The 13,405-nt window shown below is 40.7% G+C and carries 8 protein-coding genes; 3 read left to right on the plus strand and 5 right to left on the minus strand.

Annotated features, from left to right (window positions below; translation table 11 throughout):
• Window positions 1-21: 21 nt before the first annotated feature.
• The 5 genes from HMPREF9448_RS04640 to HMPREF9448_RS04655 form a co-directional block, all read right to left on the minus strand.
• Window positions 22-1,014, minus strand: coding sequence for a beta-ketoacyl-ACP synthase III (locus tag HMPREF9448_RS04640; RefSeq protein WP_008861439.1), 993 nt, complete (start codon window positions 1,012-1,014; stop codon window positions 22-24).
• A 74-nt stretch (window positions 1,015-1,088) separates the two neighbouring features.
• The gene (gene rpmF / locus HMPREF9448_RS14375) at window positions 1,089-1,274 is read right to left on the minus strand and encodes a 50S ribosomal protein L32 (protein WP_008861440.1); all 186 of its coding nucleotides are present in this window, start codon (window positions 1,272-1,274) and stop codon (window positions 1,089-1,091) included.
• 12 nt (window positions 1,275-1,286) lie between these two features.
• A complete protein-coding gene (locus HMPREF9448_RS04645; protein ID WP_040295882.1) occupies window positions 1,287-1,874 on the minus strand; it encodes a YceD family protein in 588 nt (195 codons plus the stop codon).
• Between the two features lie 159 nt (window positions 1,875-2,033).
• A complete protein-coding gene (locus HMPREF9448_RS04650; protein ID WP_008861442.1) occupies window positions 2,034-3,188 on the minus strand; it encodes a sensor histidine kinase in 1,155 nt (384 codons plus the stop codon).
• A gap of 139 nt (window positions 3,189-3,327) precedes the next feature.
• A complete protein-coding gene (locus HMPREF9448_RS04655) occupies window positions 3,328-8,583 on the minus strand; it encodes a choice-of-anchor J domain-containing protein (RefSeq protein WP_008861443.1) in 5,256 nt (1,751 codons plus the stop codon).
• Window positions 8,584-9,047: 464 nt separating this feature from the next.
• On the opposite strand from HMPREF9448_RS04655, the gene HMPREF9448_RS04660 reads away from it, so the two are divergent.
• From HMPREF9448_RS04660 to HMPREF9448_RS04670, 3 genes are read left to right on the plus strand one after another with little or no spacing between them, the layout of a single operon-like run.
• On the plus strand, window positions 9,048-11,216 hold the full coding sequence (locus HMPREF9448_RS04660) for a secretion protein (RefSeq protein WP_008861444.1): 2,169 nt from the start codon (window positions 9,048-9,050) through the stop codon (window positions 11,214-11,216).
• Between the two features lie 14 nt (window positions 11,217-11,230).
• Window positions 11,231-12,232 carry a uroporphyrinogen decarboxylase family protein gene (locus HMPREF9448_RS04665; RefSeq protein WP_008861445.1) on the plus strand — a complete coding sequence of 334 codons (1,002 nt, stop codon included), beginning with the start codon at window positions 11,231-11,233 and terminating at the stop codon, window positions 12,230-12,232.
• Between the two features lie 15 nt (window positions 12,233-12,247).
• On the plus strand, window positions 12,248-13,294 hold the full coding sequence (locus HMPREF9448_RS04670; RefSeq protein WP_008861446.1) for a uroporphyrinogen decarboxylase family protein: 1,047 nt from the start codon (window positions 12,248-12,250) through the stop codon (window positions 13,292-13,294).
• The last annotated feature ends 111 nt before the right edge of the window (window positions 13,295-13,405 follow it).

Raw genomic sequence — 13,405 nt, forward strand, 5'->3', positions numbered from 1 at the left:
CTTTCTTATATCTCGACAAATTTATTTTGCGTCGTATCCCCAAATGAGATAAAGAGCTCCCCATGTAAATCCTGCGCCAAAAGCCGTGAGGACAAGTTTATCTCCTTTTTTGAATTTATGCTCAAATTCGGCCATACACAAGGGGATAGACGATGCACTCGTATTCCCGTACTTTTGAATATTGACCAATAATTTTTCTTCCGGCAGCTTTATACGATCGGCAATAGCCTCTATAATACGCAAATTTGCTTGATGAGGAATAAAATAATCGATCGTATCTACGGACAAACCATTGCGAGCCATCACGCTTTCCGAAGAAGTGAGCATATCGGTTACCGCATGCTTATATACCGCCCGACCTTCCTGATAAACAAAATGTTCATCATGATCTACCGTCTCGTGCGAAGTAGGATGAACAGCACCACCGGCTTTCATCAACAAATGAGGCAGTCCCATACCATCGGTATGCAACACGGCATCCCTCACTCCGACTTCCTCGTCGGTAGGTTCTAACATAACGCAAGCCGCAGCATCACCGAACAGTGGACAAGTAGAACGGTCTTTATAGTTAACCATCGACGACATCTTTTCTGCCGCCAAAACAACCACATGCTTATACAGTCCGCTCTTTATATAGGCAGTTCCTGCTTGCAAAGCAACGATAAACCCTGCACAAGCGGCTTGTATATCATACCCATAAGCTGTTTTTATCCCCAATTTTTCCAATACGATCGATGCCGTAGAAGGGAAACGATAATCGGGATTCGACGTAGCACAAATGAGTAAATCCACTTCACTGGGCTTTACTCCTGTTTTTTTCAACAATTCGGCTACTGCTTTTACGCCCAAATCGGAAGATCCCGTTCCTTCTCCTTTTAAAATTCTACGTTCTTTAATACCTACACGAGTAGTAATCCACTCGTCGTTGGTATCGACCATATGCGACAACTCGTCGTTTGTCAAAACATAATCGGGAACATACGAGGCAATTCCCGTTATTTTTGCATTCTGCATAATAATAAAATCGGCTTAGTGTGTGAAAAAATGCCCTAAATCGCTTAGGGCCATACATACTTATCGATAAGAGCTTAAACAGCAGCTTCTTTTTCGATTGCCAATTTTCCTCTGTAATAACCACACTCTCCACATACAGTATGGTATACATGCCAAGCACCACAGTTAGGACAAACTGCCAAAGTTGGAGCCACAGCTTTATCATGAGTTCTTCTTTTGGCTGTTCTCGTTTTCGATTGTTTTCTTTTAGGATGTGCCATTTTTCTATTACTTTAATTATTATCTATTATTTTCTTTAATTCGTCCCATCTCGGGTCGGTTTCCTCCCCTTCGCCGGGCACTTCATCTACAACATCGTCATCATCGTATGATGCGGCATCTTCACTTCCGTCGCTATCGTCCATAGAACGCGCCGCATGTTTACGCAATTTAGCACTCATCGATTTATTGCATTTCCCTGCTTGATGAACATGCTTCAAAGGTATTGTCAGTGCAATGAACTCATATAAAAACCATGCAATATTCAATTCTCCGTCACTTTCAGGAATAACAACCACATTATCGCTCTCCTCGCTGTATTCCGAACCGAATTTCACATAGAGCGTTTCTTGGGTTTTTACCTCATGGTCCATATCGTCCAAACAGCGATCGCACGGAATTTGAATGACTCCTTCCAAATCAAAATCCAGTTCGAAAGAAGCCGCCGTCCGCTTCACTGTCAATTTCACCTTCACCTTTCCTTTTTGAACATCTTCACCTTCGATATTCTTAAAGAACTCATTATCCAATACATACTCAAAATCCTGAGTACCTATCGGCATACTTTTGAGCGGTAATTTATAAGCACTAAATCGTCCCAATGCTATTTGTCGTTAAAACTCCGCAAAGGTATAAAAAATAATCGTTACAAGTCAATCTTTTCGGTAGATTTTATTTCACATTCACAATTTTTCAAATGGGGAGCCATAATCGATTCGCCCCGACAACATTCAAAAAAAAAGAAAGATTTGCCAGCCCGACTAAACGACTCGCTTCAATTCGATTCTGAATGTCGTACCTTTTCCTACTTCCGAATCTTTCACATAAATGCGTCCGGCATGATAATCCTCTATAATACGTTTTGCCAAAGTAAGTCCAAGTCCCCAACCCCGTTTCTTGGTCGTATACCCCGGATTAAAAACCGTTTTGAAATTTTTCCGTGCAATCCCCTTGCCCGTATCTTTTATATCGATATAAATCTGTTGCTTCTCCGATGTCATATAAACATCTATACGCCCTTCTCCATTCATCGCATCGACTGCATTCTTGCACAAATTCTCTATGACCCATTCAAATAAAGAAAGACACACCATCGCACCCTCGGCATCAGAAGGGAGATGAGTCGTAATCAATACTTTATCGGAAACTCTGCGACGCATATATTCTGTTGCATTTTCAAGCACTTCGTTGACATATATCAATTCCATTTCTGGCTTCGAGCCTATTTTGGAAAAGCGTTCGGCTATGACAGACAGACGATTTACATCTTTATTCATATCCGACAGTAACGAGGGATCCACACCCGACGATTCCAACAAATCCATCCATGCCATCAACGACGAAATAGGAGTTCCCAATTGGTGAGCAGTCTCCTTCGATAGTCCCACCCACACCTTATTCTGCTCGGCCTTTTTCGTACTAATCAATGCAAAATAAACGATTAAAACGAACAGGACCATAACACCCAACTGCACGTACGGATAAAGAGATAGCCGCTTCAACAAAATAGAATCGTCATAATAGAGATACTGTTTCTCCCCGTCTCCCAAATTGATCTCTATCAAATTGGATTTACTTTTCAATTGTTCCAGTTTCTCTTGTAAATATTTCTCCGTATCCGTTTCGGGCAAATTCAAATTAAGGTACTGATTTATTTCTCCGGTATCATCGACGATAATCGCCGGTATGGAGGTATTGCTCTGTATCACCTTCAATATCAACTCCATGCTCATTTCTGTCTTATCACTGGCCAATTCACGCGTCGCTTCGGCCCATATTTCCATTTTCTTTCGCTCCTCGATAGACAAGTCTTCCACAAGATCATTCGAGACATAAAGTACCCCGCCAACCAGCAAGACAGAAATCAACAAAAAAATCAGTTTCCCTTTTTGTCGGGCATCATAGATATTTTGCATAATATACACTCAGTATTACATATTATATAAACGGTTCCACGACTCGAATATTATTCAACGGCTTCTTAATGTAAAAAAGAGGAGCCTTTCGTTATTCAAAAGCTCCTCTCTTCTCATACTTTTACCAGCAGTGTGCTGACTAACGGACTTGAACCCGGATTGTTCGATTATCTACCTTCACAAGATAAACGCCTCTTTCCATTGGAATTTTCTCTGTATCACTTTCTGACTCTATATAAAAGAGCGTACGACCATCAATGCCATAAACAGATATTTTTCTTCCTGTCACCCCCTCAGACATAATGCAACCGTTCATACCATAAACCCTGATGTCATTTCGGTTCAACTCATCTACTGCCGATGTTCCCAAACGAACGGTATTCGAGCGGAACGATTCTCCTTTATCATAAACAACAGTGACATGATAAGCTCCATATTCAATAGACGGAGTAGAATAATTCGTCTCAACGATAGGAGTTTGAGTCAGTTTCTGTCCATTGCAATAAACATGATACCCTACAACCGACAAATCTTTTACCGCCGATACCGGGACATACGACAAATCATCAACTAATAAAGCGAACTTATTCGAACTGATATAATGAATTGCAAAATAACGGGCATTCTCTGGTAACTGATAAGAATATTCTTTCCAACCTACATTAAGAACCGATTCCGTAGCAAGCAATTCAAAGGCATCTACATCGGTCGTTGTCGTCGAATAAAGTACTTCAAATGTCTCCGGCGTATATTCCGTTGTAGGAATCGTAGCATAGAACGACACGTTTGTTCCTCCTATAATTTCAGGAGAAATCAAGTAGTCGTCATTTTGAGGCGTCAGACCGTCATAACTCAAACCAGCCCAAGAAACCAAACATTTTTCACCAGAATGAGGCTTCCAGTTATTCGAAGTCACATCAACACCCTCGGCCAGAGGTTCCCAGACTTGAAACGCCATCGGTGTACCCATATTCGGAAATTCTACAAATAAAATACCGGCAGAGGTCAATCCATCTCCATCTACCACTGTATAATCACCTATATTCTCATAAATAAACGATTCGTAACCTTCGAAATCATCTACTACCGGCTCGGGGGTCAATGTGGGCTTTGTCCAAGACAATTCATGAGCCCTCTCTGTTTTCTCCCCGACTAAATCGGTAATAACAGGCAACTCTGATTGAGAAGCGATTATTATTGCCTCCAATATATTATTTTCTGGGATCTCATCAGACTCTTTTGCGATAACCTCTGCTTTAATAGGAGTTTCTTTACCTATCATTTCAGCCGTAGGAGTAACCGTAAATAAATGATCGGCTGTTTCTCCCTGCGCCAAAGCCTCCGTCCGAGAAAGAGTTTGAACCAGAGTCTCATCTACATAAAGATTCACATCATAAGTTATCGACTGCTTCCCGTTATTTTTAACGACAACCGTATAATTTTCAGATTCACCCACGACAGGACGACGAGCACCTTTGATACTTTCGAGTTTCGCATCAAATTCCGACTCATTAGCAACTGCCATATTATCGATGATTACATAATCACTACCATTAGAAACAGCTCCATCAAACACAATTGCAATCCACGGATAATCTTTATATTGAGCCAAATTTACTTTGCATACGGTCCAACCCGGAAGAAAAGAGGCTGTATTGGCGCTATAAACCTCGGTATATGCTTTATCATCGGCAGTCACTTTCACCGATAATTTTCCGGCAGCATTCTGGTAACGATATAATAAAAATGTCAATGTAGGAGCATTAAAACCACCCAAATTTAATTTGGGGACTTGTAAACGAGCTTCTCCCTTACCCGATTGAGAATGGCAAACGAACATTCCTCCATCTTCCGGCTCCAAACCGAGACTGCGGATATAATTCGTCAATCCCCACTCGGCTTGTCCGCTCAATGCCCCCATAATCCAAGGATAAGTTGTTGTCATATTATTCACACCGTTTTCCTCGAAAGGCATCGTATAAGGGATTCCCAATACGACATTATCTAACGCAGCCTCGCCTTCGCCCCCGATAGTAGTAGCAGAGACAAGGAAAGTATAAGAATCGAGTTTAGAAGAGGACGGAGTAGCCGTATAAGAAAGGGCTGTGGTAGTTCCCACTTCCCTATAACTCGTACCCACATACTCATAAATCTTATACGTAATATCAGATGGTTGGAAATAACCATTATGCACACCAACCGTAGGAACACTCCACGATAACTCGGCCTTCAAATTATCGGAAGAGGGTAAAGCTGTAAAGTTCGACACAATGCTTGGAACATCGATACCGCAATAACACGTTACCGTAGCTGTTCCTCCTTCACTGAACTCATTCTTGGCCACCACAGTATAAACGTTATTTCCCTGAACCGCATTCTCATCATTACAAGAAAGAACTTCTCCGGGTTGTTTACCCGTAAATTCAGCGACCACAGACCCGTCGGCACGTTTCACGGTCACATCGACCGTACCGGTCAGCTCTTCACCGTTCAAGCTTTGAGTAGGCAACCGGAAACTCAGCGTTGCCGAAAGCCCCCCTTGTGCAGCGGGAGTAGCCTTTAATTCTGTAACAGCGGCCGGAGCTTTCATCAACGCACCGTTACGCACCTCTATATTTTTTATATTCAAGGTAAATTGATCTGGATCGGAAATTGCATGGAATCCGACATAATAACGGCCATGCTCTGTAACTTCAAAGGTAGCTGTAAAAGTTTGATATTCCTTGTTCGTCAAATCAAATGTCTGAGCCTTTTGTTGATCTTCCGGCTTATCCGATTTACCATAAGTCACTTCCAATTTCTCAGAACCCATTACACCGGCCTTAGCGTCAAACACGACCTCTATCATATGGGCGGTTCCCAATTCGATGGCTGGCGTTACGACATAATCATCGGCCGAATTCGAACAATAAGCATACTTCAACGAACCGTCGCTTATATCGTAGTACCAAGTATTATCATCGTTATTGTTATCCTTGATCGTAAACAAAGAAAACTCCTGTTGAGTCGGCGCTACTATATAAGGTAAAGAATAAATACCGCAGAATACCGTTTGTTCCACTTTTACACCGGCATTTTCTCCACTATAAGCCACGATGCCATATGTATTAAACCCAAAGTCCGAATGTTCGTCTTCATACGTTAATGTCGCTCCCAAAACCGGATTTTCAAACGTTTTTATTAACTTCCCATTACGCAAGATTTCAATTTTAGAAACAGACGAAAGAGGTTCTCCTTGATAATTTTCTTTCGGAACGACAAAACTCATTGTAGCTTTCTGTAATCCTGTTTGATCTGCCGTCACCACAAAATCGGTTACGCCTTTCGGAGCATAAATACTTCCGAATTCTTCCACACGAACATTATCTACATTAACTCCAAAACGATCGGCAACGCTTGTACAATGAATTGCAAAATTTCCTTGCCCGTTCGCTTCTGGCACGTAGGTAAGTACAATATGTCTCGGAGAAGACGCATCCGCCATAATTTCCGTCGGTTCCATAACAATCGTAGATAACGTTTCTACGGAAGGCTCCGCTCCCACTTTAACACCAATAATTTCTGCATTATACCCCGAGCCTGAACAAATATCGAACGAAAGCGAATAAACATTATAAGCTTTAAAAGTCATTTTAGGCAATACCAAATAATCATCAGCAGCATTATCGGCAGAGAAAGTATAACCCGCACTAAATTGACCCGTATCGAATTGCCAAGTCACACCATCGCCATTATTATCGATTATGTTCAACAAATCGAATGACGATGCATCTTCGAAAGTTTGTTCATAAGGAAGCGAAACGGCTTTCCCAAAAACGACCGAATTACTCTCGACCGACCCACACTCTTCTCCGCCGAACTTCACGATTACAGTATACTTGTAAGACTTTAACTCATTCTCGGGAAGATTATCGATATAAGTTGTCTCTTTTATGTCGGTCGATAACGACTCTCCATTACGAAGAATGTCATACGAAACTTTTGTCAAGTTTACCCAACCTCCATTAATACCGGCTTCGGGTAATGTCCAAGAAAGGGTTACCTTCCCAGATTCTTCGGCAACAGCGGTCACTTCGGTTGGAATTTGGGGCATATCTTCTCCGGTAAAAGTTTTTATCGAAGCTGCAACCCCCTCTCCGCCACTATTCAAACAAATTACTTTCAATACATGTAATCCATTCGTTAATACAAGAGATATAGAAAATTCCGCACCGGGACTTTGGTTTTCCTTTATCTGGACAGTATCGCCATCGACTACTATGGCTACATTTATCAATCCTTTCAGTTCATTACCACCGGCAGTCCTTGTAGGAAGATCGCACGAAATTCGGGCTGTCGTCGCACCCGGAGTCGCATAGGATATACTCAAATTTTCAACAGCAGCCGGAGCAGAAGGATCAGAAAAAGGATCTGTCGTGTACAAGCCAATCCACTCCTCTCCATTTTCAAAAGCCAATTGCGTATAAAACTCTTTCGAGACCGGATCTATTACAATCAACTCGCTCTCACTCCAATTACAAGCAGCCCAATAGATTTTACGATCGAGAGGGCTCCAACAACACGATTGAGAATATTCAGGGAAAAAACCTGTACTCACTACTTTCTCCCCCTGTACGGCAGACTCTTTATCAAACTTATATACATCGCCATAATCATCGATTACATACATTTGCCCTTCTCCATCGATACACATTCCCCGATAAGAATTTTCCATTGGAGCGACAACTGTAAAATCCAATGTTTGGAGGTCCAATTTACTCAACGTATAAGCCTCCCCGGCCTCATCATAATTAATTGAATAAACGACATCATTGACCGGATCATAGGTCATATTCACCGCAGCATTAGGATATTCCGCCTCTTTTTCTATAACTTGTTTATCTCCCGTCACGACATCTACGACTACCAATTTTGCAGAATTGATACCCGACCAGTAAAACTCGTCAAAAACCGATAAATAGAATTTTCCATTAGCGTAAGTCCCACCGCCTTCGCCTTCACCATATTCCTCTACGTCATACAGTTTAGAATAATCTCCTGTATTAGGATTAATCGAGTAGATACCATAATCCCTCTCTTCATAACTATTAGTAGCTGCCAAAAAGCCGAACAAATTCGCCGGTGAATTTTGTGCATTAATTTTGGCAACACGAGTACGAGCCGGCAACTTAGAGATATTAATAATTCCCACTGGATTTCGAGACGAGCGCTTTCTATATTTACGAACCTGCGCTTTACCTGATTTAAGAGGTACACTCCGTTCTGTAAATTGATAATTTTCACGTTCTTTCGGAATAGATTCCGACCCTAAAACTTTGGAAGAAAAAGCCATTATACACATAAGCACAACGATCCAACCTCCAAAAACCTTTAATTTAGTACTTGATAACTTCATAAAAACACTACTTAATTATATATTTTGATTCCAAAATAAACAGCTCTTACAAATGCTACACAATAAATGATTAGCCTATAAATAGTTCCACAAAATTTTATGCAAAATTAAATATAATATATATACTATATAATACCCATATTTAGGTATTATGTAATATAATTTTACAAAATAAAGCAACACAAATATTTTAAATTATAAAAAAATTTCATTGTAAATCGGTCATCAATCATAAAAATAATAAACGAAAAAACACTTCATATCTTCCATCTATACCCATTAATTCTATTTAGAACATATACAATACTATTTTGAAAATCAAATATTACTTCATCATTAAGCAATAAACTATTCAAAAAAATATCACCCTTTAACTCAATTATATCATAATATTTCAAATACCCATTCTAATTTTGCATAAAAAAACATACAAACGATAAAACAAAAACTTAATACTACCTATCATGAAAGTGAACATATTTAAATGCCTAACATTATCTCTATTACTATGCAGTATCCAATTACTATACGCAGGACGCATATATGACGAATTCGAAGATACCTATAAAATAACTTGGATTGGTAACTCAAAATTGATTTCTGGAACGACCGACGATTGGGCACAACGAGCCGGAGACATCTATCGATTGAAAATCGACGATCCATCAAACTACTCATTCTTAGTTTATGAACTGCCCGAAAATGAAATTGCTCATGAAATAATTGTCGATTACTATTCTCCGACCGGACTACGTCCCACTTTGGCCGTAAAAAATTCGGCCGGAGAAGAAACCAAATATGTGGAAGGTTGGGACAACGGTTATCCAGAAATAACGGATAAAGGGCATGGACTATATCGATGCACTTTAAAAGACAACTTGATACCGGAAGATGCGACTCAGGTCGTTATCTATTTAGATGCCCAATCCGACATAGAATTATTAAGAAATATAGTATATTATGGAGATGGCTATCAAGCGAAGAATTACAACGAAAAAACGAACTATTACCGGGTTCAAAAGCTATTGGAAAAAGCTGAAAGCGGCAATGACATTACCATCGGTGTCATAGGTGGTTCGATGACTGCCGGAGCCAACGCCGAACCGATGGAGACCAATTGTTACGGAGCCCGATTAAAGGCTTGGTTCGAATCGACTTTTGAAATCGACGTCAATTTCATCAATATCGGTATCGGTTCTACGAATTCCTATTTCGGGTGTATTCGTGCCGAAGAGAAACTATTACGATTCAACCCCGATTTGATTATAATCGAATATGCTTGCAACGACCAACTCGAAGATATTTATCTGGATTCTTACGAAAGCCTGATACGGAAATGTTGGAAAAACCCGGGTGAGCCAGCCGTTATATCGCTAATGCTATGCACGCAAGCTGGGATTTCAAAAATCGAACGTCAATATCCCATCGCTCAACATTGTCAAATTCCGATCGTCAGTTACAACGATGCCATAAAAGACGAAATAATCAAAGGAGAAAAAACATGGCTGGACTATTACCAAACCTCTACACTCATCGGCGGTGATGGCATATACCCCAATACAACCGCACATCAAAAAATCGCCGACCTAATAGCGACCGAACTACTTGAAGGGAAAAAAGCATCGAACATCGATCGAATGGCATCACTACCAGCTCCGCTATATAGCAACATTTTAGAAGATGCATTTTATTTGAGCGAAACCGATATAACCCCGGTCCAAACAGGTGTCTGGACGGCGGGAGGTTCTATTTGGGATTTCGGCACAGGAAAAGGTTGGAGAAGCGAAATTGCAAACAGTGAACTTCAATTTAAAATTAACGGAGACGTTGCTGCCGTCACATATTGGAAACGCCCGGCAAACGAAAATTTCGGAACGGCCCAAATTTGGGTAGACGACAATCCGGCCGTAGTCATTGACGGCTCTAACGGAGAACACATCGACCAAATCGTATTGACCGATTTGGGAATCGGAGAACATATACTCCACATCAAACTGTTGGAAAACAAAAAATTCGAAATTGTATGTATTGCCGTTTCGGGGGAAAGAAGCTATTGGAACGGACGATACTATTTGGAAAACGTTGCCAACAATCTTAGGTTAACGATCAGCAACAATGACATTACGATGAATCCGAACGGTACAGGTTTTAATGTTTCTCATACCGACGACGGATATATCGCCTTCAACGAAAACAATTCATATCTATCGGTCAATGCTGCTACCGGCGCTTTGGAACTTTCATCGAATCTCGACACCTCCTCAAAATTTCTCTACATAGACAAAGGTGAAAAAGCTGCAATACGGGCTTTGGCTAACGGAAAATATTTGTCTCAAAAAGACAACATTATAACGGCCTCTACCTCCGATATAGCCGACAACGAATATTTTCTATTCAAAAACGAAGGCGATCCCACAACTATTAACGAATTAAGAAACAACGAAATCGACTGTTCCGTTGTATCCAATCAAATCATAATCAAAAATGCAATCGGAGAGCAAGTCAATATTTTCGATCTATCCGGTAAACTACTATATCGACAAAACATCTCGACCAATAATGAGAATATCTATTTCAACAATGGCAATTATTTAATACAAATCGGCGACAAGACATTTAAATGTAATATATAACTACCCATTCCGCTATGATGACAGCCAAAGAAAATGTAATACGAACCCTTCGACATGACAATCCGGAATGGATTCCGGTAAACCTGTGGCAACTGCCCGCCGCAAAACTAAAATACGGACAAGCGCTTGACGACATCATCAATCGCTGCGAAATCGATATTCTCTCCGCTCCGTTCGACGACCCCACCGAAGACGCACGTCACTACCAAATCGGCAGTTATACCGATTGCTGGGGATCGACTTGGGTAAATCACCAAGCAGGTATTATCGGAGAAGTAAAAGAATATCCTTTTGCCGATTTCAATAAAGTTTGGAACTATGAAAGTCCCAAAAAATTATTTTTATCAGGCATCTCTGGATTTGAAAAGACAAAAGCATTCATTGACACTCATAAAGACAAATTTATCTTAGGCGGTTGGATTAGCTTATTCGAACGTATGCAATACCTTCGTGGTACAGAAAACCTTTTCATGGATACGTTGATTGAATCTCCGGAATATTTCAAACTAATGGAAATTGTCGAAGATTTTTATAACACCTATTTAGACGAATGGCTCAAATTAGAAGTCGACGGAATAATTTTCGGAGACGACTGGGGCTCACAACGCTCTTTATTAATCTCGCCTGAAACATGGAGAAAACAATATAAACCTTTATACAAACGGTTTTTTGACAAAGTCCATACTGCCGGTAAATTCGTTTTTATGCATAGCGACGGCTACATTTTGGAACTATACGACGACTTGATCGAGATAGGAGTAGATGCCATCAATAGTCAAGTGTGGTGCATGGGATTAGACAAAGTCGCCGAAAAATGCAACGGACGTATTACAAACTGGGGCGAAATATGTCGTCAGCACATACTCCCCGAAGGAAGTGTCGAAGATGTAATCGACGCCGTACACAAAATGAAAGAAGCTCTATGGGTAAATGGTGGCCTCATCGGGCAATTCGAAGCCGGACCCGATATGCCACTGGAAAATATCAAAGCTGGTTTAATCCATTGGAACGACTAAAAATTCTCTCAAAACATGGAACAGTTTCAGCCGAATGCAAACAACATTCTCGATGTCCTTTATAACAAAAAGCCAAAGTATCTCCCTCTATATGAACATCACATCGATATTGAATTTATAGAGAAATTTACAGGAGAAGAACTTATCGGTTACCGAGAAACAGAACCAGAATACTTTTTCAAAAAAGTAACGGAGTTTTGGAAAAATAATACCTACGATGCCTTTGACTTCGAAGCTCCAATCTGCGACGTTTTCCCGGAGCACGGTGCAATTATGGGAGGAAAATTAGGCCCCATTCAAACCCGATCAGATTTTGAGCGCTATCCCTTCGACGAAATACCCCATTTGTTTTGGGAAGCGAACAAACCCAAACTCGACGCTATCAGAAAAGTCTTGCCAACAGGAATGAAAGCATATGGAGGATGCGGGTATGGCATTTTCGAATCCGCCCAAGATTTGGTAGGTTACGAGAATCTGTGTATCATGCAATACATAGATCCCGACTTGTTCCGCGACCTTTTTATTCGTATCGGTGACTTATACGTCGAATTATGGTCCAAAATGATACAAGAATACAGCGACATCTTCATTTTTTTCCGTATGGGCGACGACTTGGGACACCGCACATCGACCATGCTCGAACCGACAACCATCATTAACCACATACTTCCTCAAACCAAGCGTATAATAGACTTGGTACATCATGCAGAAAAAAAATTTCTTCTGCATAGTTGCGGTAACATATTCGAAATAATGCCCGACATCATAACTTTGGGAATTGACGCAAAGCATAGCAACGAAGACCTGATCGCTCCTTTCGACGAATGGATAAAACGATATAACGGTCAAATAGGACTTTTTGGAGGCTTCGATGTAAATCTGCTTTCGTTGGGAACCTATCAATCCGTATATGACGAAGTATTGAGAAAAGGCACAGAATACCGGCGCATTTGCAAGGGTTACGGATTAGGTTCGGGTAATTCCATCGCTTCTTATGTCTCTGTCGATGGATTCAGAGGAATGATCGATGCCGTCAAACAAATTCGAAGAAAAGAAAAATAACAAAAAGGATTTATCTATATCGCGGTTGGGAGCCATTATCCCAGTTCCTCCGACTCAAAATTTGAATTCATCACAACAAGATAAGTCACGCAAATATTTGAAGCACGCGTT

The organism is Barnesiella intestinihominis YIT 11860 (assembly GCF_000296465.1).
In the GTDB taxonomy this organism is placed as follows: domain Bacteria; phylum Bacteroidota; class Bacteroidia; order Bacteroidales; family Barnesiellaceae; genus Barnesiella; species Barnesiella intestinihominis.

Bases quoted from the DNA above. Each gene is read 5' to 3' on its own strand.
- HMPREF9448_RS04640 (WP_008861439.1), bottom strand. From the start codon at position 1,014: ATGCAGAATGCAAAAATAACGGGAATTGCCTCGTATGTTCCCGATTAT.
- rpmF (WP_008861440.1), bottom strand. From the start codon at position 1,274: ATGGCACATCCTAAAAGAAAACAATCGAAAACGAGAACAGCCAAAAGA.
- HMPREF9448_RS04650 (WP_008861442.1), bottom strand. From the start codon at position 3,188: ATGCAAAATATCTATGATGCCCGACAAAAAGGGAAACTGATTTTTTTG.
- HMPREF9448_RS04655 (WP_008861443.1), bottom strand. From the start codon at position 8,583: ATGAAGTTATCAAGTACTAAATTAAAGGTTTTTGGAGGTTGGATCGTT.
- HMPREF9448_RS04660 (WP_008861444.1), top strand. From the start codon at position 9,048: ATGAAAGTGAACATATTTAAATGCCTAACATTATCTCTATTACTATGC.
- HMPREF9448_RS04665 (WP_008861445.1), top strand. From the start codon at position 11,231: ATGATGACAGCCAAAGAAAATGTAATACGAACCCTTCGACATGACAAT.
- HMPREF9448_RS04670 (WP_008861446.1), top strand. From the start codon at position 12,248: ATGGAACAGTTTCAGCCGAATGCAAACAACATTCTCGATGTCCTTTAT.